At 51.8% G+C, this 25,479-nt stretch carries 23 protein-coding genes and 3 tRNA genes; 17 read left to right on the top strand and 9 right to left on the bottom strand.

Annotated features, from left to right (window positions below):
- Positions 1 to 216 precede the first annotated feature (216 nt).
- The 5 genes from acs to HXY34_00830 all read left to right on the top strand — a co-directional run bounded on the left by acs (position 217) and on the right by HXY34_00830 (position 7,635).
- Positions 217 to 2,193, top strand: a complete 1,977-nt coding sequence (acs, locus tag HXY34_00850; protein ID NWF94670.1) for an acetate--CoA ligase — start codon at positions 217 to 219, stop codon at positions 2,191 to 2,193.
- Between the two features lie 304 nt (positions 2,194 to 2,497).
- The gene (locus HXY34_00845; GenBank protein NWF94669.1) at positions 2,498 to 4,252 is read left to right on the top strand and encodes a CTP synthase; all 1,755 of its coding nucleotides are present in this window, start codon (positions 2,498 to 2,500) and stop codon (positions 4,250 to 4,252) included.
- Positions 4,236 to 5,396, top strand: coding sequence for a DNA double-strand break repair nuclease NurA (locus HXY34_00840; GenBank protein NWF94668.1), 1,161 nt, complete (start codon positions 4,236 to 4,238; stop codon positions 5,394 to 5,396). The genes HXY34_00845 and HXY34_00840 overlap by 17 nt, the downstream gene beginning before the upstream one ends.
- A 3-nt stretch (positions 5,397 to 5,399) precedes the next feature.
- Complete coding sequence (locus tag HXY34_00835) at positions 5,400 to 6,926, top strand: ATP-binding protein (GenBank protein NWF94667.1); 1,527 nt, start codon at positions 5,400 to 5,402, stop codon at positions 6,924 to 6,926.
- A gap of 106 nt (positions 6,927 to 7,032) precedes the next feature.
- Positions 7,033 to 7,635 carry a hypothetical protein gene (locus tag HXY34_00830; GenBank protein ID NWF94666.1) on the top strand — a complete coding sequence of 201 codons (603 nt, stop codon included), beginning with the start codon at positions 7,033 to 7,035 and terminating at the stop codon, positions 7,633 to 7,635.
- A gap of 354 nt (positions 7,636 to 7,989) precedes the next feature.
- On the opposite strand, the gene HXY34_00825 is transcribed toward HXY34_00830, so the two are convergent.
- A complete protein-coding gene (locus HXY34_00825; protein NWF94665.1) occupies positions 7,990 to 8,280 on the bottom strand; it encodes a helix-turn-helix domain-containing protein in 291 nt (96 codons plus the stop codon).
- 113 nt (positions 8,281 to 8,393) lie between these two features.
- On the opposite strand from HXY34_00825, the gene HXY34_00820 reads away from it, so the two are divergent.
- Entirely contained in the window at positions 8,394 to 10,421 is a 2,028-nt protein-coding gene (locus HXY34_00820) for a DUF460 domain-containing protein (protein ID NWF94664.1), read from the top strand.
- 1 nt (position 10,422) lies between these two features.
- Here HXY34_00820 and HXY34_00815 read toward each other — a convergent pair whose 3' ends face one another.
- Positions 10,423 to 10,653, bottom strand: a complete 231-nt coding sequence (locus HXY34_00815) for an RNA-binding protein (protein NWF94663.1) — start codon at positions 10,651 to 10,653, stop codon at positions 10,423 to 10,425.
- A 114-nt stretch (positions 10,654 to 10,767) separates the two neighbouring features.
- Here HXY34_00815 and HXY34_00810 point away from each other — a divergent pair, with 114 nt between their 5' ends.
- The 5 genes from HXY34_00810 to HXY34_00790 all read left to right on the top strand — a co-directional run bounded on the left by HXY34_00810 (position 10,768) and on the right by HXY34_00790 (position 14,577).
- The gene (locus HXY34_00810) at positions 10,768 to 11,754 is read left to right on the top strand and encodes a bifunctional N(6)-L-threonylcarbamoyladenine synthase/serine/threonine protein kinase (protein NWF94662.1); all 987 of its coding nucleotides are present in this window, start codon (positions 10,768 to 10,770) and stop codon (positions 11,752 to 11,754) included.
- On the top strand, positions 11,754 to 12,383 hold the full coding sequence (locus HXY34_00805; protein NWF94661.1) for a Kae1-associated kinase Bud32: 630 nt from the start codon (positions 11,754 to 11,756) through the stop codon (positions 12,381 to 12,383). The genes HXY34_00810 and HXY34_00805 overlap by 1 nt, the downstream gene beginning before the upstream one ends.
- A gap of 120 nt (positions 12,384 to 12,503) precedes the next feature.
- Entirely contained in the window at positions 12,504 to 12,959 is a 456-nt protein-coding gene (locus tag HXY34_00800; GenBank protein ID NWF94660.1) for a 30S ribosomal protein S15, read from the top strand.
- Between the two features lie 32 nt (positions 12,960 to 12,991).
- On the top strand, positions 12,992 to 14,323 hold the full coding sequence (locus tag HXY34_00795; GenBank protein NWF94659.1) for a hypothetical protein: 1,332 nt from the start codon (positions 12,992 to 12,994) through the stop codon (positions 14,321 to 14,323).
- Complete coding sequence (locus HXY34_00790; protein NWF94658.1) at positions 14,320 to 14,577, top strand: hypothetical protein; 258 nt, start codon at positions 14,320 to 14,322, stop codon at positions 14,575 to 14,577. The genes HXY34_00795 and HXY34_00790 overlap by 4 nt, the downstream gene beginning before the upstream one ends.
- Here HXY34_00790 and HXY34_00785 read toward each other — a convergent pair.
- Together HXY34_00785 and HXY34_00780 are read right to left on the bottom strand one after the other, a co-directional pair.
- Positions 14,569 to 16,020: a ribonuclease E/G gene (locus HXY34_00785; protein ID NWF94657.1), complete on the bottom strand. Its 1,452-nt coding sequence runs from the start codon at positions 16,018 to 16,020 to the stop codon at positions 14,569 to 14,571. The two genes, HXY34_00790 and HXY34_00785, sit on opposite strands and share 9 nt — an antisense overlap.
- A 71-nt stretch (positions 16,021 to 16,091) precedes the next feature.
- Positions 16,092 to 16,355: a UPF0147 family protein gene (locus HXY34_00780; protein ID NWF94656.1), complete on the bottom strand. Its 264-nt coding sequence runs from the start codon at positions 16,353 to 16,355 to the stop codon at positions 16,092 to 16,094.
- Positions 16,356 to 16,531: 176 nt separating this feature from the next.
- Here HXY34_00780 and HXY34_00775 point away from each other — a divergent pair, with 176 nt between their 5' ends.
- The gene (locus tag HXY34_00775) at positions 16,532 to 16,879 is read left to right on the top strand and encodes a hypothetical protein (GenBank protein NWF94655.1); all 348 of its coding nucleotides are present in this window, start codon (positions 16,532 to 16,534) and stop codon (positions 16,877 to 16,879) included.
- Positions 16,880 to 16,899: 20 nt separating this feature from the next.
- On the opposite strand, the gene HXY34_00770 is transcribed toward HXY34_00775, so the two are convergent.
- Positions 16,900 to 17,547: a 30S ribosomal protein S3ae gene (locus tag HXY34_00770; GenBank protein NWF94654.1), complete on the bottom strand. Its 648-nt coding sequence runs from the start codon at positions 17,545 to 17,547 to the stop codon at positions 16,900 to 16,902.
- A gap of 538 nt (positions 17,548 to 18,085) precedes the next feature.
- On the opposite strand from HXY34_00770, the gene HXY34_00765 reads away from it, so the two are divergent.
- A tRNA-Leu gene (locus tag HXY34_00765) sits at positions 18,086 to 18,212 on the top strand.
- Between the two features lie 88 nt (positions 18,213 to 18,300).
- On the opposite strand, the gene HXY34_00760 is transcribed toward HXY34_00765, so the two are convergent.
- Together HXY34_00760 and HXY34_00755 are read right to left on the bottom strand one after the other, a co-directional pair.
- Positions 18,301 to 18,415 (bottom strand) — tRNA-Ser (locus HXY34_00760).
- Between the two features lie 79 nt (positions 18,416 to 18,494).
- Positions 18,495 to 19,910, bottom strand: coding sequence for a phosphoglucosamine mutase (locus tag HXY34_00755; protein NWF94653.1), 1,416 nt, complete (start codon positions 19,908 to 19,910; stop codon positions 18,495 to 18,497).
- A 192-nt stretch (positions 19,911 to 20,102) separates the two neighbouring features.
- Here HXY34_00755 and HXY34_00750 point away from each other — a divergent pair, with 192 nt between their 5' ends.
- Together HXY34_00750 and HXY34_00745 are read left to right on the top strand one after the other, a co-directional pair.
- Positions 20,103 to 21,998 (top strand): GNAT family N-acetyltransferase, encoded by a 1,896-nt coding sequence (locus HXY34_00750; GenBank protein ID NWF94652.1) that lies wholly within the window; start codon positions 20,103 to 20,105, stop codon positions 21,996 to 21,998.
- 58 nt (positions 21,999 to 22,056) lie between these two features.
- A tRNA-Ile gene (locus HXY34_00745) sits at positions 22,057 to 22,159 on the top strand.
- Positions 22,160 to 22,171: 12 nt separating this feature from the next.
- Here the strand turns inward: HXY34_00745 and HXY34_00740 are convergent.
- Together HXY34_00740 and HXY34_00735 are read right to left on the bottom strand one after the other, a co-directional pair.
- Complete coding sequence (locus HXY34_00740) at positions 22,172 to 23,071, bottom strand: sugar phosphate isomerase/epimerase (protein NWF94651.1); 900 nt, start codon at positions 23,069 to 23,071, stop codon at positions 22,172 to 22,174.
- A gap of 50 nt (positions 23,072 to 23,121) precedes the next feature.
- Positions 23,122 to 23,592 carry a peptidylprolyl isomerase gene (locus HXY34_00735; GenBank protein NWF94650.1) on the bottom strand — a complete coding sequence of 157 codons (471 nt, stop codon included), beginning with the start codon at positions 23,590 to 23,592 and terminating at the stop codon, positions 23,122 to 23,124.
- Between the two features lie 261 nt (positions 23,593 to 23,853).
- Here HXY34_00735 and HXY34_00730 point away from each other — a divergent pair, with 261 nt between their 5' ends.
- Both HXY34_00730 and HXY34_00725 read left to right on the top strand, forming a co-directional pair.
- Entirely contained in the window at positions 23,854 to 25,032 is a 1,179-nt protein-coding gene (locus HXY34_00730; GenBank protein NWF94649.1) for a hypothetical protein, read from the top strand.
- Positions 25,033 to 25,035: 3 nt separating this feature from the next.
- A partial coding sequence (locus tag HXY34_00725; protein ID NWF94648.1) for an RlmE family RNA methyltransferase occupies positions 25,036 to 25,479 on the top strand: 444 nt, incomplete at its 3' end.

The raw sequence follows: 25,479 nt of genomic DNA, 5'->3' as shown, positions 1-25,479 counted from the left end.
TGGCTCCATGAACGCGCTGCTGTGTCATTCGTCATAACCTCTTGTGCACCTGGAGTGTGCGCTCAAGCAAATCCTAGATGGTGATGACAGTCTGCGTACTCGGGAACTCACTTCTGCAAGTGAGAACTCCCTGAGATAACCTTTATAATACACAGGACGGGGACGGGGCCAAAGTCTAACGACGATTCTGGGTGACCAACATTGAGTAAAGAGAAAATCACAGTCACAAGTACAGAAGAACGGAGCTTCCCACCTCCCGCGGATTTTGTCAAGAAAGCCTACATCAAGAGCCACGAGGAGCGAATGAGAATCTGGAAGGAGTCAGTGGAGAATCCGGACAGGTTCTGGCTTAAGGTTGCAACTGATATGTGCTACTGGCAGAAGCGTCCGACAAAGGGATTCATCTGGTCAGACCCGAAGAATGCCCGCTTCACTTGGTTTGAAGATGGAATCACGAATATGTCGTACAACTGCCTAGACAAGCATGTGATGGCAGGCAAAGGGGACCAGATTGCCCTAATCTGGCAAGGAGAGCCGCTGGATGAGTCCAAGACCTACACCTATAAGCAACTGCTGGCGGAGGTCAGCAAGGCGGCAAACATACTCAAGAGGCTAGGTGTCAAGAGGGGCGACCGAGTCACAATCTATCTTCCGATGATACCCGAGCTTGCAATCATCATGCTGGCCTGCACAAGGATAGGCGCCATACACAGCATCGTGTTTGGTGGCTTCAGCTCCGATTCACTAAAGGAGAGAATCAATGACTGCATGGGAAAGGTTGTCGTGACTGCTGATGCCTATTACCGGAGCGGAAAGGTGGTTCCACAGAAGGAAACCGCCGACAGGGCACTTGCCGAGACTCCGACTGTTGAGAAGGTATTGGTCATAAAGCGGATTGGCATCGATAAGGTGCCATGGACACCAGGCCGTGATGTGTGGTATCACGACGAGTACGCTAAGGTCGGCGACAAGTGCGAGCCTGAATGGATGGGAGCCGAAGACCCTCTGTTCATACTGTATACTTCAGGTTCGACAGGCAAGCCCAAGGGAGTGCTCCACACAACCGGTGGCTATATGGTGTACACCGCACACTCGTTCCTGAATATATTCGACTGGCACCCGGGCGACATCTACTGGTGCACTGCAGACATTGGCTGGATTACCGGCCACTCATACATCGTCTATGGCCCACTCTGTGCTGGTGCCACAACTATGATGTTCGAAGGTGTGCCCACCTACCCAGAAAACGACCGTTTCTGGCACGAGATTGAGAGATGGAAAGTCAACGAGTTCTACACCGCACCAACTGCCCTCAGGGCCCTCATGAAGTTCGGAGATGGACCAGTCAATAAGCACAACCTCTCTTCTCTCAGACTTCTGGGCACCGTAGGAGAGCCAATCAATCCTGAGGCGTGGATGTGGTACCACAGAGTGGTTGGCAAAGAACGATGTCCCATCGTGGACACTTACTGGCAGACTGAGACTGGAGGCGTTGTGATAACTCCTTTGCCTGGAGCTACTTCAACCATCCCCGGTTCAGCAACATTCCCGTACTTCGGCATTGAAACAACGATTGTGGATGACAGTAGCAACCCACTCGGCCCCAATGAGGGTGGATGGTTGTGCATCAAGAAACCGTGGCCGGGTCTGATGAGGACTGTGTATGGAGACCACAAGAGGTTTGTTGACACCTACTGGATATACCACAAGGACCTCAAGACAGGTCTCCCGATGTACACGACCGGTGATGGGGCAAGATACAACAAGGATGGCTACCATTTCGTCATGGGTCGTCTTGATGACGTTCTGAAGGTTTCGGGTCACAGACTGGGTACCGCAGAGATCGAGTCCGCCCTGGTCAAACATCCTGCTGTGGCGGAGAGTGCAGTTGTCGGATTCCCACACGAAGTGAAGGGTGAAGACATCTATGCATTCATCACACTGAAGGACGGAGTACAGAAGACCGATGCTCTGAAGGAAGAACTAAGGCAGCATGTACGAAAGGAGATTGGTCCAATAGCAACTCCTGCCAAGATTCAGTTTGCGGACGCGTTGCCAAAGACTCGTTCCGGCAAGATCATGCGGCGCATTCTCAAGAGAATTGCCGCTGGTAACGTGGACGACCTTGGTGACACGACAACGCTAGCAGACCCGAGTGTGGTTGACATTCTGGTTAAAGAACGTGTCAGGTAGGACGCGTTGCATTGGAGGTCCTGCAAGGGGCCTCCACGTTCTTCTTTCTTACGCTCCCGAATCGGACGGGGCCATCCAAGAGCTGAATCTGTTTTATTGCATTCCAATCCACAGGAACAGGAGCCATAAAGTTCTTGACAGCGCTGATAAAATGTGGCAGTCCTGAGCAGGCGTGTCATCCTAAAGACACATGCCAAGCATGACAAGTTCTCACGAGTCTATGGCTCCTGAACACGATAACCACATCGTTTCCTGAGAATGCCAGAACAACGAATGTCTTATACGTGACACCTACGATGGCGGCATGAGTACGCAAGGTCCCAATCGTGCTTGTGAGCCCAGCGTTCTATGGAGGTGTCCTCTCTTGAGTTACAGCGATGCTAAAACGAGATTCGTATTCGTCACTGGAGGAGTTTTGTCGGGCATCGGCAAAGGGGCGACGACTGCATCCATCGCAAGGCTGTTCCAGTTCAGGGGACTCGGCATTCGAATCGTCAAGATCGATCCATACCTGAACATCGATCCAGGTACATTGAATCCGATAGAACATGGAGAAGTGTTTGTCACTGATGAAACGTGGACCTTTCATCCTGTGGATGAGTCCGAGTTCATGATTACCGAAGTTGATCTAGACTTCGGTACGTATGAGCGGTTCACAGGTTTGGATGTACACCCTTCACAGAACATCACCTCTGGACAAATCTACACTTCAGTGATTCTGGGCGAACGAAAGGGTAGTTTTCTTGGCAAGACTGTCCAGATAATACCGCATGTCACAGAGCAGATAAAGAAGAGAATCTGGGAGAACGTGAGAAAGGTACCGCAACCAGATGTACTCCTAGTGGAGATAGGCGGTACTGTAGGAGACATTGAAGCAGCACCGTTTCTAGAAGCAGTGCGACAGCTTGCGATGGAGGTCGGCAGAGACCGTGTGGCTTTTGTTCATGTGACATATATCCCGTATGTCAGTGCTGTTGGTGAGTTTAAGACGAAACCAACGCAACACAGCGTACGCACGCTGCAGGGACTAGGTCTTCAGCCAGACATTATCATCTGCAGAGCAGAGAAGCGACTCGATGCATCTGCAAGAGCCAAGATTGCGCTCTTCTGCAATGTACCTGAGGAGAGAGTAATCTCGAATCCAGACATATCTGTCATATACAGGCTACCACTGTCTTTTGAGGAGCAAGGCCTAGGAGAAGTACTGGTGAAGCACCTCCATCTGGAGGAGCGAAGACCCGAGTCGGAATCGTGGAAGAGAGTCGTTGAGTCATTTGAGAATGCAACTGAAACTGTGACCATAGCGATGCCGGGCAAATACACCACTCTTAGTGACTCATATAAGAGCATCAACGAGGCATTAGCACATGCCGCTGCCTCAGAGGGTGCCAAGGTCATAGTCAAGTGGATTGAGACCGAGGTCAGATGTGATGAGCAGTGCCTCGCGGAGGACCTACGGGATGTCGATGGTGTACTTCTGACGCCGGGCTTCGGAGAGAGAGGCGTTGAGGGGATGATTGGTGCCGCGTCAGTCAGTTTTGAGAACATGATTCCCTTTCTGGGCATATGCTATGGCGCGCAGCTAGGTACGGTTGCATTCGCGAGAAAGAGGATGGGATGGAAGGGCGCGAACACTACGGAGGTAGACCCGGACAGCCTGTATCCAGTCGTGGATTTAATGGATGAACAAAGGGGGGCTAAGAACAAGGGCGGCACCATGCGTCTGGGAGGTCATGAAGTACGATTGGTGGAGGGCACCCGGTTACACGCAATCTATGGTGAAACAGTGACTCGTGAGAGGTTTCGTCACAGATACCACCTGATAGAGAGATACATCAGGAAGATGAAGGACAAAGGGCTGATTATCGCGGCCTACGACAATACGGGCACCATAATCAACGCGGTCGAACTCACTGACCACCCATTCTGGATAGGCGTGCAGTACCATCCTGAGTTCAAGTCCAGACCGGGGAAGCCGCATCCACTCTACTTGGGGCTAATAAAGGCCGCACTACAATACAAGAAACTGAGAGGGAAGACTGTTGCATCGCAACCTTGACCGGGTCCTGTCCCAGCTTGTAGAGGAGATAGAGAGAGTCGAGGTCACGCGCAGAAGATTCGGAGCCGTCATGAAGAAAATCAAGGGGCAGATTGATCCGGCAAGGTTCGCAGTCATGGCTGCCACCACCCCTGAAAGCAGACTAGTCAGTAGAGTGCAGCCCACTAGCCTCTCGGGCCTCAGAATAGCCGGTATTGATGGTGGCCTTGTCCGAAGAGACTTTGGGGGGATGGAACTGATATTGACAAGGGGAGTCGCAGTCATTCTTCAGTTCCAACCACAGAACGGTCCAGATGTCGAGTTCTTCCCAGACCCATTCCCGGAACCAAGAGTGCAAGCGGTGAGACAACCGCTGTCTAGTACAGAGATGGACCAGCTTGCATCACTGCAACGCCTCGAAGCAGAGCTGGGAGTCACACTTGCTGTGCTTGACGAGTTTGACGCAGACATAATACTGGTCGATGGCAGTCTGATGTATCACCCCAGAGACCGCCCACCAAGTGCGTCACCAGTAAATGAGAAGTTTCAAGAGGTGATGGCGCTGTACAGACAGCTCTATCATAGATCAAAGAAGAAGAAGGCGACACTGGTGGGAGTTGTCAAAGACAGTCGTTCGAGCAGAGTGGTGTCCATGCTCGGCGACATACTACCACATATGCTGAGAGAACCTTCGATGTTCGAGCTGATGCAGGGAGTGGACTACAGATGGCTGCTCAGGTTCTCTCGCGACTGTGACATTCTCAACACGTTTCTTGAAGAGGGCGAACGCACATTCATCTTCAACTACTCGGCGGAGTTTACTCAGACTAGCAACTCACTGGATGATGATCTCTTAGCATGGGCATCGGACATATGGGTAACCTACCTCAAGACGGCAAGGGATGACCTTCCGATACGGGTGGAGGTCCTCGCTACACAGGGCGACACATGCACAGAGAGAGTAGACCGGGCACTTAGTGCAATCCTTCCGCTCTCGTGGGGGCATCCCGAGTATGGGATACCCACACCCATTCTTGAAGCGGATGCGAGAGCCAAGATTACCAATAACGAGTCACAACTGGTTGTGGACCGACTGGCGGCATTGTCTGGACTGAGTCATGCACTGCTGGAGAAGAGACGCTCCAGGAATCCATTTGGAGGTTGATTGATGACCGACGAGTATCAGCCCAATCGACTTGGAACTGTTGTATCTGCGGAAGACACTCCCAACGTCATGAGGTTTGACTTTGTGGTAGAGGGGGGGCCTAGTGAAGTGCTTGCCAGACGAGGTCAATTTGTCGCCGTTTCTACCGAAGAGGGCCTTGTAATAGGGCGGGTCCAAGACCTTGTAAGGACAAATAGATACTATCAACATGCAGAGGCCGTCAGGGAGTATCAGTCCCGGGGAGAGCCTCTCAAGTCAATCTTCCCGACTGACCGGTGGCAGTACACTGTGGCACAAGTCGGGGTTGCAGGGCTCTGGGTCGACGGCAGAACCGTCCGCCCGTACTTTGCTGTGTCACCAGGCTCAGTGGTCAGGCGAGTAGATGAAGCGACTCTCGCCGCATTTCTAAGACTCGACACCAATAACGGACTGGCTCTGGGCAGAATAGGTCATCATGAGCTTGTCTTCGCTCCTGCGATCAACAGACTGCTGTCGAAGCATCTCGCTATTCTTGCAATGAGCGGCGCCGGCAAGTCATACTTCGTTTCAGTGCTCTTGGAAGAACTGCTCAAGCGCAAGAGGGAGGCGGGACGGATTGCAGTTATCGTGATTGATGTGCATGGAGAGTACGGCTATCTGAAAGACATCATGCCAGAGCATCTGGGTGTGGAAGAGGGGACTTTCAAGGTGGACAGGCTTAGGGGGCCCCAGTTTCAGATTCCAGTGCAGTCGCTTACCGCAGAGGCGCTTGGTGCGTTGGTATCAGACATGAGTTCGGTGCAAGTGCGTGACCTTCGAAGAGTGGTCTTTGGGATGCGAGAGGAACTAAGAAAGGGGTATACACTGACTGATGTGATTGACAGAGTCCGTGATGACGAGAGCATCAACAAGAACACAAAGGATGCGCTGATCAGCTGGTTGACCAGTCTTGAGGACACAGGTCTGTTTGGAAAGGAGGAGTCCCCCGATATTAGTAGCATTGTGAAACCCGGACTGCTCACCTTAGTTGACTTGAGCGACTTTGTTTCTCTGAGGAAGAAACAGATCATCGTATCGTATCTTGCAGGTGAGTTACTGAGTCTGCGACGCCAAGGCAGAATACCTCCCTTCTTACTGGTGCTCGAAGAGGCTCACCAATTCTGTCCAGAAAGCAGGCATGAACTAGCATTGCCGAGGGACCGAATCGAAACCATTGCACGAGAGGGCAGGAAATTCCATGCTTTGCTCTGTCTGGTTTCACAGCGCCCTGTCAAGCTATCAACAACTGTCCTCAGCCAGTGTAGCAACCAGGCAATACTGAGGACAACAAATCCATATGACCTAGACCACATTGGCCGAACGAGCGAGGGGATTGACAGAGCATCCCTAGATGCCATCACTACGCTGGAGGTGGGCGAAGCACTCTTCGTTGGGGAGTGTGTATCGGTCCCAACGTTCGTAAAGATTCGGACGAGGCTTTTCAATCCAGCAGTGGGTCCAGAGTCTCTGGAAGAGGCTCTGAAGCGGGCGGAGAGAAGTCAGAATGCATGAACACACGGACCAATCGTCGATTCCAAGATGAAATCAGCAATATCCAAAAGGCGAAACGAGTTCTATCACACAGAAACAAACGTGCCATACGGGAAGCTTTCAGAGCATGACTGCTAGCAAGGTATCCGACCTCGACAGACTGCTAGATGAGATTCAGACCAGTCTTGTTGAGCTCTTTGAACAGTTTCGTGAACTGAGAACGATTATGGGCCGTGCATTGGAGTCCACTGCCAGCGACATGGAATCTGGACCTTCTGCTCGCGGCGTTACTCTATCCGAGAGCAGAGGAGGCTCGGACACGGGAGACTCTGGTCTGGGCATCAAGCCTGAGAGATCTGACGAAACCTCATCAACCGTGCAGTCACGCCGAAGTAACGTTGGCACGAAGAGAACAGACGAGGCCGGAGAGGTAAAGGAATGGCCAGAAGGTATCAGTGCCACAGCTGCAAGGGTCTTGGATCCGATTGTCCGCGAACTGCGCACAGGCAGCGCGTCAGCAGAAGTCTTGGCGGAGTTTGTTCAAGAAGCAAAGGACTATTTAATTGACCCTCATAGCCCGAACGAGAAGGTTTCGCGGGACATGGACATTGTGCTGAAATTTCTGAGAAGCAGAGGTGGAAAACCAATCACATCAGATCAAAGAGACAACATACTGAAGAGAATCCAAAGGTGGAAACTCCACCTCTCTGGTGGTCCGCCTTCGCCGTAGGCTAGACTCCTCAATCCTGAGTCGATTGGTATTCCGCAGCAGCCCGGAAGTCGGACGGCCTCGAGTATGCATTGCATGGTGCTTACATACCAACGTATGTATACACAGAGATGGAGGGCGACTCGACACTTCATAAGACCTCAAGGATTGACCACAGTGCCGTCATCTGGGAGCGACAAGGCTCCTGTATCCGGGATTGTCCAACTATGATTGAACGGTATTGGAGGCCGCACTTCATGCTAGTGCCAGCGTAGGTGTAAGTCATCTTGGCACGGAAGTCTAACTGAAGGAGTCATATTCCCCGTGATTCTTGAGGAAGCTCAGCCTAGCGGAAGCTGTTGGTGATTTCCGACACTACTCGAGATCGATTATGATTCTCTTCACCTTGGTCCACGAAATCTTCTTCAAACCATGCTGGCCGGGTTCATATCGACAGCCCAGAAGGCCTGCCTCACTGAGTATCTTGATTTGTGCACTTGCATTGGCTTCGGTTCCACCAAGGTGTTGGGCAATTCGTGTCACGTCCTTCTCTCCGTCGAGCAGGAGTCGTAGAATCTTGAGGCGGGTCTTTGATGACAGAGCACTTCCAATGCGGACAACTGAGTCATCGTCCTTTGCATGATGTGTTTCTGACAGTTGTAACACCTCGCAGAGATAGACTCGTTGCTCAAGCAGGGCTTTATTATACTTGCTGTTTGGAGATGTACTCGCAAGACCACTGAGTGAATGCTTATAGGTGCTCCAGAGGAGTAGTCTGTGTGCTGAGCCCAGTCGACAGTCAGAACGGCCTCGTTGTCGGATTCGATGTACTTCCGTCTCACAGTCCACGTTCGAAGACGCCGGTCAAGTTCGCGTGCGTTGTGTTACACAATGGGTCTGTGGTGAGAGAGTATCCAGAGGTGTCTAGAAGAGACCTGCTGAGAACCGTACGCGAAGTGATGCCCCGTTTCTTGGCCACAGACAACATATTTGAGATTGTTCCAGATGCCAAGTCGCTCTTTTCTCTCGTTGACAGACTCCCGGTTGAAACAAGGCTGGTGCAGGTCACTGGAATCCCGCCCCACCAGAAGTCGCTGAGGTCTCTTGCACAACAATATCGAGTCGGGGTCAGGGGGAAACCCGACCCACTGCAGTCAGCACGAATTGCTGCGACTCTGGCGTCAATGGGTGTGGGCTATCTGGTGGAGTGCTTTGGGGAACAGACAGAGGTCAAGGTCACAAGAGCACGGAAGATGGGACGAGGCGGCCAGAGTGTAAACCGTTACAGGAGGAAGATACACTCAGAGATACAGCAGGTGACCCGATTCATAGCATCCCAACTCAAGACGGCAGGGATAGAGTTCGAGCTTGATGTGCGAACGTCTGACTTTGGCTATTCTAGTTCCCGAATTGTAGCATATGCTCCGCTGCCAGTGATTCGAGGGCTGGTAGAAGAGAAGCACGGAGGAGATTACAATGTGATAGTCACTCCAATCAAGAAACGTACCGAGTTCCTGCCGTTGGAACCCATGACGGTCACAAGCGAAACGAAGGCCGAGTACTTCATTCTAGGACTGGACCCCGGCACCACTGCAGCAATCTGTCTGATAGACTTTGAAGGTGAAATACAGCTGTTGGAGAGCCGGAAGGGACTGACCAGGGCAGACATAATCAGAAAGGTGTATGAACGTGGTATACCAGTCATAATTGCCACGGACACACTGCCAGTCCCTCACATGATTCGAAAAATCGCCGCCACACTTGACACGGAAATCTACACGCCGGGAAAGCCAGTACCGGTGTCAGAGAAGCAAGAGACTGCCAGAGAGTTCTCTCACAAGGTCCGAATCTCCAATGCACATGAGAGGGATGCTCTGGCTGCCGCTGTATACGCGTACAGAAGCCTCTTGCCCAAGTTGGAGCAGGTCGACCACCACGTGCGAAGCCAAGGACTGAATATAGATCGGAGGCACCTCAAGGCGCTTGTGGCCAGAGGCGTACAGATGAACGAGGCCATTGGGACGCTCATGCGCCATGGAACGCAGACCCCCGAGGTGTCTGAAGAGGAACCGATGCCTGAACACTCAGAAGAGGTTTCAGTCGATCTGATAAGAAACAGGCTAGAGGAGGCCTTAGCACAGAACAGGGCGCTTCTTGCAAGGCTAGAAGACCTTCAGCATACGGTGGACTTTCTGAGATTCAGGGAGAGTGAGCTTGAGAGGAGCCTAGAGATTGTCAACAGAGAGAACTACTGGAGAGTGAAGAGAGACAGGGAGGTTGTGAAGAAACAGTCTGAGATAGATGCCCTACGACAAGAAGTGGACCGTCTCAGGGGGGATGTCGGAGAACTCCATAGGCGCCTAGAGCTCCTGCGCGGCGTGAAGCGCCGTGAAATCAAGGGGGACATGATTGCTGTCAAGGTGGTGCCACAATTCAGTAGAGAGAGCATAGAAGACTACTGCAAGACTGTTGGGCTTCGAGAGAAAGACATCGTCTTGTTCGAGGATGCCAGCGGTGGAGGTGTGCAGACTGCGGGACTACTGATAGAACAAGGCATACGTGCGGTAATTGTGAACACACCCCTTTCTCATCTTGCAGAGGAGGAGCTTGTAACAGCAGGGATTCCTGTCATCAGTGCCGACAATGTTGAGCTTCGTAGAGTGGACGAGTTCGCATTCATCAGTCGAAAGAGATTTGAAACCACGTTTCAAGAGTTCCTGAAAGAGGTGAGAGAGAAGGCCCGACAGAAAGGGGAGGAGGATCTGGTTGAACTGATAGAACGATATAGAAGAGAAGGGGAGCACTAGGTCACTCTGGAACTTGGATCCATAGGATGTTGTTACCACGAATGAGGACTGAACCGTACTTGGCCTTGGTTTCTTGACTCTCCATTTCCTCTGCATCACCCAAGGTCAAGTTCATGTATATGTCGCATCGGGTGAGTCGTCCACGAAAAATTCTCTGGTCTTTCAGCTTGACTGAAACAACCTCGTTTAGTGCAGCCTCAAGAGCCTTAATCGGAATCTTCTCTGTGGACACAGTGCATTCCTCGAGCTGGAGCCTTTGGCGATGATTATAAACCCTTTGTTGCTTGTGCACGGGGACTTCACGAAGACAGTAACTGCACAATGTATACAGGTGGTGAACTCTATTATCAAGTGTCTAGGATTGGAGGGTACTGCGCACTCGTTTGGTGCAGGTGTGGTCACCGAGCAAGGAGAAGTGCTCTCTAACCGATGGGACATGTACTCTCCTGCAGAGGGAGGTATTCACCCACGCGAAGCAAGCAGACATCACTCGGAACTTGGACCAAGTATAATCAGCGAGGCTCTGAAAGACGCGCACCTGTCAGCAAGGGAAGTAGGTCTCATAGCGTTTTCAAGAGGCCCGGGTTTGGGACCGTGTCTAAGGGCCACCGCTACCATGGCACGAACCCTAGCTGCCAAACTCTCCGTCCCACTGGTAGGTGTCAATCACTGTGTTGCTCATGTGGAGATAGGCTGTCTTGAATCAGGCTTCCTAGATCCAGTAACAGTGTATGTTTCAGGAGGCAATACACAAGTCATTGCCTTTGCTGGTGGCCGTTTCAGAACGTTCGGGGAAACCTTGGACATAGCCCTTGGAAACATGCTTGATTCATTTGGAAGGTCTGTGGGTATGCGTTTTCCCTCGGGGCCTCTTATTGAGCAAAGGGCAAAGGAAGGCACGACCTACCATGAGCTTCCCTATTCGGTCAAGGGAATGGACCTCAGTTACTCTGGGCTCATGACAGCGGCGAAACGTCTGCACGACACCGGTGTCCGACTTGAGGATATCTGTTTCAGTCTGCAAGAAACAGCATTTGGAATGCTGGCAGAGGTTGCTGAACGTGCGGTAGCCCATACCAAGAAGAGGGAGCTTCTCCTGACCGGGGGCGTTGCACGAAACAACAGACTCACCGAGATTCTGAGTGGACTGGCACGTCGTCATGATGCGAACTTTCACAGAGTTTCACCGCCGCTTGCGGGAGATCAGGGCGCAATGATTGCATGGACAGGAATTCTGCAGTATAGCGCGGGGGATTGTGTGAGTATACCCGAGTCGCACATCCTGCCCAAGTGGCGGACCGACGAACAGGACATCACATGGAGGGGCAAGTAATGGATCTTCAAGTCTGGGCCATAGGGGCAGAGTCCGAGATTCTTCGAGCCGAACTATCGGGACGACCCCTCATCATCAAACAGAGGTCGGGGAAGCCCTACCTTCTCAAGCAAATGGATGACTGTCTCAGAAGGAACCGCACTTCGCGAGAGTGTAAGATGCTGACATATGCGCGTAGACTGGGTGTTCCCACACCGGCCGTCCATTCAGTGGACCTGTCAAGATGTCAGATAGTGATGGACTTCATACCAGGGGAACAACTGAAACAGATACCAGGGACTAAATCGGAAGCAGAACTCCGGAAGCTCTGCGAAGAGTTTGGCAGACTCATAGCCGTTCTGCATCGGGGCAATGTAGTCCACGGCGACCCCACAACAAGCAACGTCATCGTTGACGACGCGTCCAAGCTGTGGATGGTCGACTTCGGCTTGGCAGAGTGGAATGCAACAGTCGAAATGAAAGGTGTGGACCTGCACCTTATTCGACGTGCCATCGAGACCACTCATTGGGACTTTCAGGAAACGATGCTTGACTCAACTCTTGATGGCTACGTACGAGCAGCGGGTGGTGAGGCGGAGGAAGTGCTGCTGCGCATGGATGAAATACGAGAGAGAGGAAGATACCACTGAACGGATAGAACGACACTCAATAGCGCTCGAACTGGTGAAAACACAAGGCAAGATTTATATCAGAAGCCTAGAGCGATGTGGAAAACCCGGTTCCTCAAGGAAGCACCAGAGGTCAGGCCAATGGCAAGAGTGCATACAAGACGCAAGGGACAGTCGGGGAGCAAACGCCCGTCGACACTTCGTGTACCTGGGTGGATGGACAGGGACCCTCAGTGGGTCGAGAACATGGTGGTGGAGCTTGCCAAGGCTGGAAACAGTCCCTCAATGATTGGCATCCTCCTGCGAGACCAGTACGGAGTTCCCTTGGTAAGAGTGGTCACAGGTCAGTCCATAATGGACATAATCAGAAAGAATAACCTTGAGAGAAGAATCCCCGAAGACTTGAGGGACCTGATACGCAAGGCCGCGTCCATGAGAAGGCACCTTGAGGGCAATAAGAAGGACCTTGTTTCTAAGCGAAGACTGCAGCTGGTAGAGAGCAAGATACTGAGGCTTTCGAGATATTATGCTCGAGAAAGGGTCCTGCCCGCAGATTGGAAGTACTCCCCAGATAGAGCCGCCGTAGACCTGAAATAGGCTTATCGGGACAGTGCTTCTTAGTCAGAGAGATGAGTGAAGCAGTACTCGAGCTACCAGTGCTCAAAGAGCTAATGGTAGTCGCTCAGAAGACGCGATTCCGGGAGGAGGATCCCATTCTGGTCATTACACCTCCCTCTACGGACTGTCTCTTGTCGACTGCGGTCATATGCAGGGCAGCATTCAGAACAGAGTGCCAGTTTCAAGTGACATTCACTGACATGATCCCGAGCATCGAGGACATTAGGACAATCGTGGACAGTCATCCAGATGCGCAGCCGGTTTTAGTAGGACTCCGAGCGGGCATGCCACCCATGCGGAAGGGCGTGAAGCATCCAGCCATATCAATTGTGCCGTCAGACTCGAGGTCCAGAGAAATCGTGTCTATCGAGAGCACTGATCAAATGGGAATGGCCTGCCTAGCGCTCAGCGCCCAGAAATACGGAGTGACTACTGGAGAGATTGAACTAGCCATTCTGGGGTCAGTGTTGGCGACCGAGACATTTGGTAGAGGCGCAGGCGGCGGAGTTCAGGAGTTCTTGGCTAAGGGACTAGAAACAGGACTCATTCGAGATGTCAAAGGCTTTCGCATATTTGGAACTGGCTTCATGCCGGTTTCGGAGGCACTTCAGTATTCGATAAGGCCGTACATTAGGGGGATTAGTGGCAACAGAGAGGCCTGCGAGAGGGTTCTCGAGTCCGCAGACATTCTCCAGTCTTCTCGCAGGGAACCCATCATGAAGCTCTCTACTGAGAGCAAACAGAAACTCACAGCACAGCTTGTGCCTCTTCTGAACAAACACACAACCGCTCAGCTCCTCGGGCAAGACTATGAACTGCCACGAGAGAAAGACGATAGTATGCTACGATTCGCGTCTCAGCTGGAATCAATAGGCCTTACATCTTGGGCGAAACAGGAGATGGGGTTGGCTCTAGGACTCATGCTGGGCGACAAGGCGCAGCTTCTGAGGACTGCTATTGATACTAGTCTTGCTCATGCACGAGCTGTGACACAAGGAGTAGAAGCTGCGTTTAGCGAGTATACGCCTGCAAAGCTGACATCCCAAGAAGCTCTAGAACTAAGTAGTAGCAAGGAAACCCTTTCAGACATAGGAAGAATACTCTTGGAGAACTGCACGGTGCCAGACGGAGTCCTAGTCCTCTCGTCAGGCGGACATGTATCGGTCTGCTGGACTGAGGGGAGGTGTGCCTTGGAGAAGGTCATGCACGCCTTCAGTGCTAAGGGGGTAACCGTTTCATCTTCTTCACCCACATCTGTGGTTGCATATGGGGCCGCAGAGGCAGGCCTAAAGACTGTTTTCGAGGTTGTGAAAGGACTGGGAGGTACAGAAGCGAACAAATGAGGGCCCGAATAGAGCTCTGCTTTCAACTGGAGGAGGAAGCAGAGAGAGTCGCGGAAGCGCTCCTACCAGACAACACACCTCTCCCCAGTGGGCTAGAACTGAATGTCCAGGTCCACGGCAAATGCGTCAGATTCGAGCTGTCGACCAGTCGGGGACTGGAGAGTCTAAGGGCGACCATCGAAGACATCCTCAGTGCATCAGACTTGTCTATCAGGACATTGCAATCCATCAACTGGGAGGAGCCCTCAGGGTAGACTGCTGACAAGATTCGTATAGACTGCCTCAGCCTTTAGTCGCGCAGTCTGTGCCATTTCCTTTGTGATGAAGCCCCTCTGCACAGCCCGTGTGAGAAGGTGCTGATCGATGACCTTTACTTCCCCTCTGTTCGGGAGGCAGATGACGTCAATTTCCAAATCAACATAGCGGATTCGAGAGGGATTACCGGCATTGCTCGGATACACCTCCACACCGGTATTGATGTTGATATATGAGCCCTTGTGAACATCGTTCTTAGAGTAGTAGTCTGTTGTCAGTGTCATCGACCCCGGTATCGCCTTCGTGACCGCGTAATCTCCCTCATCACGAAGTGCACCGACCTCATCGGGATACTCGTCAACAATCTTCAGCTTCCTGCTCGTGAATCTGAAGTGCCTTCTGACCGTAATGAGGGAAGGCGTTGAATCCAAGACCCTTCCACGGGAGAGAACTATTGCTCGCCCATCTAGCTTGACATGTTCAATATCGATTGTATCATCTGGTTTTGGCATGTCTAGACGAATAATCTTCTCAAGCTTCGAGGTGATGTACTGCCTTTCGCTGGGGCGGTCTTCTATCATGAGTTCAGCAAAGTCTACCAAGGGGGCATAACCTGCGCTCTTGTAGAAGTGGTGATGGTCGATGGTAGGCTTAATCTTCGCCCGTGTCTTATCAAGTGCCTGCTTTACCTCGGAGGGAAACTCGATGTCAGCATTGCTTGTTCCTTCCAGTATTAGGCCCGCACGATCCATCTCTTCAAACTTGGAGTAGATCTGCTGGGCGACATCGAGTAGATCCTCGACTTCATCCCGGAGTTCCTCTTCAGTTAGATTCTCAGCCGAAGTACGCCACAGAATTCCCCACTTCTCAGTGTTCTCCCGGAGTTGTCTTCCTAGCTGTGTTAGACGATTCCTGTTTTCAGGGTCCTTTATCTTGGCGCTGAGCCGCACGACAGGCTCAGGGATTAGGACTGCCGCCCTTCCAGGTACTGTTATGACAGAGGAGAGCACCGGGGACTTTCGTCCATAGTCGTGCGCCCTGACTTGAACCATAATCTGGGCGCCGCGCTGTAGACCTCGATCGGGCAAAAGACCTGAAACAGTACCCACGTCGACTCGTGTCTGACCAGTCTTCTCGTCTCTGCCCAAGACGTATCCCTTGTAGATAGAGCTCTTGGCCACGCGGGGAGTCCTAGTAATCACTTCGCCCAAGCGTCTTCTGAGTACGTCAGTCAGACGCATGAGCGTTGACTCGTAGGCGATTGCCACTATGCCCTGCAAATCACTTCTGTCCCATATATCAACATCAGGTATGTCGCTTCTGAATGGTAGACCAAATCTTCCAGCAACTTCTGGACTTGGCTGCACAACCTCGAAGTGGTTTTGCAGTAGTATCTGTGTGAGCGACTCCGAGTATACTCCTCGGATTCTAACCTTGGTCATGGACAAACACAAGCCTTTCTCAGGAGCCACAGAGCCGGTTACCGAACCACTTGCGCGGGTATCTGAAACACCTAGTCACGGATTGGCTCCAAAAGACTGGACACATGCCAGATCTTGGTACGTGCATGGTTGGGGCAATTTGGGTCTTGACTGGGCTCATCAAGTAGTGCTATTGCATTCTGCGCTCGAACCGCAGGAGAGTCGTCTTCATTCTCTAGAACCACGATTGCTTCGTTGGCTGCACGTCGGATATTCCTAGGCACCGAGGAGTCCTCAGAAATCTGTCTTAGTAGGTGTCTGGACTGGTCAATACTTCTCTGGGTTTCGGGGTCCATTAGGACTCACCTCCAAATTGTCACATCGCACGAAGAAGAGTGCGGCAAACAGTAGTAGCACTCGGGCCGGGACATATCAACATTTCTAATTAGCCACCGCAGACTCCGCATGAGGTTGCATCAATGCACTCTTTATTATGAGGCTTCAAGATGAGATGATGGTGTGAGTGCAAGAGATGGATGATGAACAGCAGACCGCAGTAAAGAAGATGGCAGAACTCCTGCGGAAGGGTGCTACAATGCTTGCTGAGGCTTGTCCAAAATGCGGACTACCCCTGATGAAGGTTGGAGAGACCATCTACTGTGCGACGTGTGATCGACGAGTCGTAATAGGCGCAGCAGAAGACAAAGACCAGTCAAGGGCAATAAAAGCACTGATACCCCAGCTCAGGCAGACACTTACTGGAAAGCTCCAGGTCCTCAACTCACTCTTGGAGAAGGAGGATAACATGGATGCACTCACAAGGCTGGCTAATCTGATGATTCTACTGCTCCAAGTACTGAAGGAGCTGGAAGACAGATAAGAAGCTGTGTGACTCAAAAGTCACTTCTCTGTTTCAGTGCCCCTTCGTAGTCTTGCCCTTCTGGCCTTGACCTCTTCTGGTCCCTTCAACACCTTGCTCTTGCGGATTTCGCACTGTCGGATAGGAATAATTGCCTTCACTGTTTCCTGGACTTCCGCAGCGAGCTCGCCAAGGATGACCTTCTGGACCAGCTCATCAAAGGTGTGCTTCTTCGCATGACTGACTATCACGCCTTCAATAGCCTTTCTAACAGAGTGTGACTGACTTGTCTTTGCACGGGTTGTGGTGAATACTATCACGGATATCCGCATCAAGTAGTCATCCCTAGTCAGGATTGGACCAATCCAATCAATGCGAGAGGTCCCTCGTCGAACCAGTCCCCTAAGATAATCAGAACTCCACTCATGACCGTAGAAGGATGTGTTCGCCTGCTGTCCGACGACAGAAACCACCTTGAGTTTCAGTTTGACATGGACTTGGTCGAAGTCCCCGGTCAAGTCATAGAGGGTGGGCTGCATGACTCGACCAAGCAAGGCATCAGGGCCATCTGCAGGGATGGTGCCAATAGCCTTATTCTCAAAATAGCTAGGTGCAAGAACCTGATACCATGTCTTCTCTCGCCACCTGTCCCTGGTCTTAGCAGTTGGTTGCTTGGTCTTAGAGGACATCTCAATATCACGCTCGCACTGGACATCAAATGATGCCACAGAAGAACTGATTATCCCGTCGTAGAACGGGCCACTCTGGCCGAGTCATGTGAGTCGAATAAAAAGGTTGTGACACGACTTAGGTGATAAGGCCCCCATACAGCAAACTAGATATGACCGCTCTGAAACCAGTTCATGCAAGAAGTGAATGATTATGGACGCACCCAGATGTGGCCGCTGCGGGTACAATGATGTGGCTCTAGTGAAGAGGGAACTGGTGGCAGGGAAAGGCTACAGAAAGAAGTACCGATGCCCCCGGTGCAGTAACACATGGGAAGTGATTACGGATCAGTAAGTATAGCAACTCCCCACCATAGACCAACGTTCCTATCCATGGGATACGAGACCATCGCGTTCACAACGACGCAGAGTACACACAAAAGGACTCGAGCGAACTCGAAGTGATACCAATAGGCGACCATAAGAGGTCCGCACAGAGATGGCTTCTGGACACAACGGTTATATCTGCCTCGTCCTTCCCGAATGAATCCACACAGATGCGGAGGTTGCCGAGCCAGGTCAAAGGCGCAGGGCTTAGGATCCTGACGTCTTCAGATTTGAGAGCCTCTCTGAAGACGGGGCAATTCTGTAGGGATTCGCGAGTTCGAATCTCGCCCTCCGCACCATCAGAGTTCTCCAGCTATTACTTCACAGGAAACGCCTGAACATGGGAGAGTATGGAGTTCAACTTACAATGAGCGGTGAGAAGTGAGTTGGCGCCGAGGAGGAGATTTGTCCTGCTGAATCGAGTATTACAGCCATTGAACTCCTGCGTGCGAGAGCACAGCGGTTTTCGAGACCGCCTCCGTAGCCGCTTGGATACCTCGGCCCAATCTACACACGTAGCAAAGTGAATAAAACGTTACTGCTTGACTCAGTCTGCATGGATTTGTAATGCAGTGAGCATCCTATGGGGAAGGTTTTGAAGAATGCTGATGCATGGCCTCTTCGAGGGCCTTGTCCATCACACTCCTTGCGGTCTGTGCAAGACGGTCCAGAGTATCGCGGGTTCTCGCTCCGATGTAGACTCGGGCCTTTGGTTCAGTACCTGAAACCCTTACAAGCACGTATGAGCCATCAGAGCGATCAATCCGGATGCCATCGCTATCATTGATTTGGTCTATGAGGGTCACCTGGGAGATTAGGCTTCCACGCACAAGTCTCATGAAGTCAGGCTTGAGGTGATCGGGGCACGGTATCTGCTCACGCAGCACAGGGTACTCGGGGATTGAACTGAACAGGCGTACGGTACTACCGGAGCCGTCCTCGTCTACCATCTGAGCCACACGTGCTGCACCCACAACGCCATCCATCCAGTACCCGTAGGCTGCAAAGATGGGTTTCCAAGGTTCTGAGGCAAATGCGACCGCAGTACCATTGCGCAGAACCAAGAACTCTTGGAGCGAGCCGAGAGGGACGCGGACCACGACACCGCCCAGTGGTCGAATCACATCATCGATGACACTGGAGGTGTCGATTGAGGCGACGACTGTTCCGCCATTCTGTCGTTCGACTTCATCTCGTGCAAAGAGAGCTATCACTCTGTTCTGATCAACAAACCGTCCTTCTTCGTCAATCACAGCAACACGATCACCATCACCGTCGTGGCAGACTGTCAAAGGCATCTTTGTTTCTGCTGCGAGGGTCATTGTCTGCTGAAGGTTCTGCGGCGAAGGTTCAGGGAGCCGGCCGGGAAAATGGCCATCAGGGTGAGCATTGATAGTCACAGGTCTAAAGCCTAGATTGCGCAGCAGATGGGGTGTGTAGTCTGATGCAGCTCCATTTGCAGAGTCAACAAGAACGTCCATTCCGCTGGCGGTGCGGCCTCTTGTAACAAGAAACCTCTCCGCATTGCGCAGGTACGTCATTCTAATATCGCATACAGCCACTGTGCCCACAGAGAGCCATTTCTGAGACCTGTACTCATGCCGCGCAACGGCAGTCTCAATGGCCGCCTCCTCGGTTCGGATGAATTCCCTGCCTTCGCGAAAGAACTTGAAACCGTTGTCTGTGGGCGGATTGTGGCTCGCCGTGATAATCACGGACGCAAGGACTCCGGGCAGCGTGCTATAGAAGGCAACAGCAGGCATCGGGCATATCCCAAGACTTACAACATCAACTCCAGTTGAGAGCAGACCAGCTCTGAACGAATTCAGCAGAACTGGGCCAGAGGTCCTTGCGTCCGTGCCAACTCCCACCACACCCGGACCTTCTAGCATGGTGCCCAGAGAACGACCCAAGTTGAGCGAAATGTCCGTATTGACTCGCGATGTGTGACCGCGGATGCCGGATGTACCAAACAGACGGGGAGAAGTGGAAGACATGGCAGACACGCCTCTTTCTTTGGGTGGAGTGGAATACTGAGTTCTGTAGTTATCGCTTTCGCCAGATGTGCCCCCTAGGCATACTCCGGGCATGGCTTGTGCAACAGAGCCGATCACCACGGCGAAGTCATTGAGGTGTGGTGCATCCGAAGATTCTATATCTGCTCCACGGAGAGCAATACACCAACATGGGTGAGCATAGTGACCAGTGTCAAGTGGACTGAGAGATATGGCAAGAAGGTTGTCACCGCGACAGAGGCAATCAAGAAGATTCGACGAGGATCTCGGATTTTTCTCGGTACTGGTTGTGGTGTACCCAATCACCTTGTCCTCGAGCTCGCAAAGAACTCCGCATATATGGCGGACAATGAAATTGTGCATCTTCTCACACTTGGGGATACACCATCTGCCGACCCGGAGTTCCAGTCACAGTTCCGACACAACACTTTCTTTGTTTCGGACAACATCCGCGAGTCCGTTTCTGAGGGTCGTGCAGACTACACCCCGATAATGCTATCCGACATACCCCGACTCTTCAGAGCTAGAAGGATGCCTTTGGATGTTGCCTTGATACAGGTCAGTCCTCCTGACGAGCATGGATACTGTTCACTTGGAATATCGGTCGACATCACCAAGTCCGGTGCCGAAAGCGCGGAAATGGTGATTGCGCAGGTAAACGAGCGAATGCCAGTCACACATGGCGACTCATTCCTCAACGTGAGGGACATCGACTACTTGGTGGACTACACGGAACCAATCCATGAGTTCCAGTCGTCCGAGATTGATGAAACTATAGACCTCATTGGTTCTTATGTTGCTCGTCTCATTGAGAACGAGTCGACATTGGAACTGGGTATTGGTGCTCTCCCCCAAGCTGTATGTAACAACCTCCTAGACACTGGAGTCAAAGACTTGGGAATTCACACTGAGATGTTCAGTGATAGCCTGATTCAGCTAATCGAGTCTGACATTGTCACTTGCAAGAAGAAGTCCTTGCATAGGGGAAAAGTAGTCGCTAGTTTCGCTATGGGAACTGAGAACCTCTACTCTTATATCGATGACAACCCCTTCTTCGAGTTCCGTCCATCCGAGTATGTTAATGATCCCTACATCATTGGTCAAAACAACAAGATGGTGGCTATCAACTCGGCCCTTGAAGTCGATTTGACTGGACAGGTCTGTGCAGACTCAATTGGGCACCGATTCTACAGCGGTATTGGTGGACAAGTCGACTTCATCCGAGGAGCTTCAAGGTCAATCGATGGCAAGGCAATCATCTGCTTGCAGTCAACGGCAATGGACGGGGCAGTGTCGAGAATCGTACCTCGTCTGAGTGAGGGCGCTGGCGTTGTAACCACGCGGGGTGATGTTGACATAGTCGTGACCGAGTATGGTCTGGCTTCTCTTCATGGGAAGACCATCCGAGAACGTGTGTTGTCTCTGATTGCTATTGCACATCCCAAGTTTCGGAATGAGCTGCTGGACGCGGCCAAGAAGATGAAGTACGTGTTCGAGGACCAAGTCCCCTTCCTAGTGCAGGGCACGTATTTCGCCAGCGAGTATGAAACCCAAGAAACCTTCAAGGGCCCCGATGGACCTGTAGAAGTACACTTCCGGCTCATCCGGCCGGATGACTCTGACCGAATCAAGGACCTGTTCTATGACCTCTCTGAGGAGTCTATCTATTTCCGTTTTCTCACCCCACTCAGGAGCCTCCGACGACAGACACTGCAGGACTTCTACAATGTTGATCAGTCTCGAGACATCAGCATTGTAGCAGTTATCAGACCTGACAAGTCCTCTGAAACGGAACAGATCATAGGTGCAGGCAGGTACCTCCTGAACAGGAGCACAAATGAGGCGGAGTTCGCATTACTTGTCCGCGATGAGTACCAGAACAGGGGTATTGGCTCCTTCATGTTGTCAATCCTCATGAGGATTGCGAAGAGCAAGGGTGTAAAGGCATTCGTTGCCTATGTGCATCCGCGCAATCAGCCGATGATTCGCTTCCTCCACAAGACTGGGAAGATTGTCGAGAGCAAGCTAAGCATTCAGGACGACGAGTACACATTCAAGCTCACTCTATGAGTTTCCCACATTCACAATCTTTTTATCAGCAACAGGGCCCAGACTGCTTCACAGCCAAGGGCCCGTTGCATAGCCTGGAACGACTCTCAGGAGTCTTGGGCACTTATTGCGCCGCTCTGATAAGGCGGAGGCCGTGCGATCGAAGCGCACCGGGCCCACCATTGTTCCTCAAATCAGTGTCCTGTCAGCTGAAAGACTTCCGGCACAACCGACCTGATTGCTTCCAGCGACGCTCTTGCTTCATCTGCAGTAAGCTCGAAGACTAGTGGACCATTGTACTTGTCTCTTAGGAGTTTCGTAAAGAACTCCCGTATCGGCAGTTCTCCAAGCCCTAATGCAATGTGGTCTCTGTGTTCGACCAGTCCCTCTCGTTCTCTGCAGCTGCCATCATGAAGATGTATCTCTCTTATTCTGTCCCTGTTGGCAGTGTAGAAGTCGCACACGCTCTCAGTGCCCGAGTAGTGAGTCAATAGATGTCCTGTGTCAAAGCATATGCTTGTGTTGTATTCGTCCACAATCAATCTCGTGACTTCGAATGGAAACTCTACGTTCTCCAAGGCCAGACGTCTAGGGTCAATCTCAGTCCTTGTGACTATCTCCTCGATGCTTCTGGCTGCATGTGTCGCCATATATCCACAAATCAGCATCCGTATGTTCTTGGGTAGGTTCAGACGAGAGAACTCTGCAGCAAGAGCGCCAGTCGAGTGGAAGACATACGTTTCTGGTTCCAGTGGTTCAGCCAACTTAATCGAACTGACTGTGCTTTCAACACTGGCTTCACGAATATGCTCATTGAAGCTTGAAGGTTCTGTCGACCATAGTGGGAGGTGAGCCGTGAATGAGCACCCCAGTTCATCGCGAAGCAGATTCAGAGCGTCTATGGTCGTGGTAGTCAATGCCCCAGGGATGACATGCTCTATGTCCATTGTCAGTTCAATGACACTAATGTGTTCCATGTTCATCGCATCGCGGACCGCATCGGTGACACTGAACCGGGAGAAGTCGGGGACGCCTCCACTGACTATTCTCTCCACAGCTGGTCCAAACTCAAGAGGAACTATTCCAAACCTCATCTCCTGAACCTCTGTGCATACTATTCGCTATCTGGTGCGTCCCCGCATCCCTATCGGATAGCAGGGAGTTTCCGAAGGGTATGTTGTGCAATGTTCGGGTCTTGCTCTATGACCTCCACTTTGAGCATCTTGTCCCCCTGACGTATTCTTTGGACAACATCAAACCCTTGGGTCACTTGGCCAAACACCGTGTGCTTGCCATCAAGATGTCTGCAGTTACTCTGATTGAGGACAATAAAGAACTGACTTCCCCCTGTGTCTTTGCCTGCATGAGCCATCGATATGGCCCCGTCTACGTGTTTCTGCCGATGTCCTCCTGTTTCGCATGGTATGGCGTATCCCGGGCCACCCATCCCGGTGCCTTGGGGGTCTCCTCCTTGCACAACGAAGTCCTTGATGACTCGATGAAACTTGAGTCCATTGTAAAAACCACTTTGCGCAAGTTCCACGAAGTTCTTCACTGTGTTCAATGCATCATCGGACCACAGTTCAATCATTATGGTTCCTTTGTCCGTTTCCATTCTCACTCGGTTTGCCATGAACATCACACCAGTTCCTTTGATAGTCCACCGGTCTTGTCTCACATAGATGTTCCGGACAGCATATACCTCACGATAGCATCACTTGTGTGTTCCTATCCATATCTCACCAGTGCTAATATGCTCTGACCTGTGACGGTGAATCACTCCGAGAAGTCATGAAGTCCTGACTGTGCTCGGCCCATCCACTTATTAGCGAGCTGAACTGAATAACCCACACCGATGGTCGTCCTGCGAGAGTACATGGAAGGCAGAGTTACCTTTCTGAGTGCAGATGTCGATTACTACTGCACCCGACATGGGCAGCCCACATCAGACATGCCCGTCTTCTACAACCCCAGAATGCGGCTAAACCGAGACGTGTCTGTAGTTGTGTTTGACGCGCTCAGGTCTAGGTACTCGCTCGAGCATATGTGTGAACCACTGACTGGCACCGGAATCAGGACTTTGAGATACTTTGGGGAGTGTTCTCCAGGCTTCTCCGCAGTGATGTTTGACAACAACCCACTCGCGGTCGAATTGGCAAGACAGAACATAGAGCGGAACGGCTTCACAGACAGAGCTCGAGTCGTGAAGGGAGATGCCCGTACTCTCTTGTTGAGCGAGTCACGAGCACGAAGGTTCGACTATGTGGACCTCGATCCATTCGGCACCCCTGCGCCATTCCTCAACTCCGCCCTGCTCTCCATGGAAGGACGTCATGGAGTCTTGGCAGTCACAGCCACAGACATGCCCGTGCTCTGTGGGGTCCATCCCAGGGTGGCACTTCGGAGATACGGGGGACTCTCGTTGAAAAGCCCATTCTCCAATGAAACCGCCTTACGCTTGTTAATCAGCTTCGTCATCAGGGCTGCGGGAGCTAATGATCTGTCTGCACAGCCACTCTTCGTGCTTAGTGCTGACCACTATATCCGGGCCTGGTTCGAAGTTGGATCCAGTAGAAGTCACACTAATCGACAGGCTAGCGAGATGGGACTTGCATGGTACTGTCCGAGGTGCGCAGACTCATGGTTCACATCACTCATGGACCTTTGTAGAGACCACGTCCCTGAACGTCACAAGTCCTGTCCGGGACCCGTATCCTTTGCAGGTCCGCTATGGACTGGTATGCTGTACGACTCGTCGCTTGTCGATGCCGCAGAGCAGAGGGCATTTAACAACTCTGATATACTCAAGCGCGTAGCTCCTCTGATGTCCACCATTCGGGCTGAGTGCTCTCTCTCAGACCGACCCTACCTAGACATACACCAGTTGTGCGATACCTATGGACTCGTGCCACCAAGTCTTGAGGAGATAATAGAGTTCCTGACAGGTCAGGGCTATCTGGTGTCAAGGACTCACTTCCGCAGTACTGGAATCAGGACTGATGCACCCGTAGATGCAGTTGTGGACACAATACGCAGTGTTCGGAATGGAGAATGAACTATGGGACGACCAAGGGGCGACCGCAAGAAGGAGCACTACTACCGATTTGCGAAGAAACAGGGTTACCGAAGCAGGTCGGCCTTCAAACTGAAGCAGATTGCCCGTCAACACAGACTCCTTCATGGAGTGAAATCTGTCTTGGAACTCTGCTGCAGTCCGGGCGGCTGGACCCAGGTCTTGGTAGAGCTGGACCGTACTCTTCAGATTACTGCTGTAGACCTCAACCCGATGCAGCCAGTAGAGGGAGCAAGGTTCATTCAGGGTGACATCACAAGTCCTGAAACTATCGACGAGATTGTACGTGTGACCGGTGGTTTGGTTGACCTTGTCATCGCAGATTGCTCACCCAAGGTCAGTGGCTACTGGGAGGTGGATGTGGCAAGGCAGCTCTTTCTAGTGGAGTCCACCATGGGCCTTGCTATGAAACTGCTCAGCTCACATGGA

This window comes from Candidatus Thorarchaeota archaeon (assembly GCA_013388835.1).
In the GTDB taxonomy this organism is placed as follows: Archaea; Asgardarchaeota; Thorarchaeia; order Thorarchaeales; family Thorarchaeaceae; genus JACAEL01.
The sequence above is the reverse complement of the archived record's forward strand: the minus strand, read 5'-3'. Positions and strand labels throughout refer to the sequence as shown.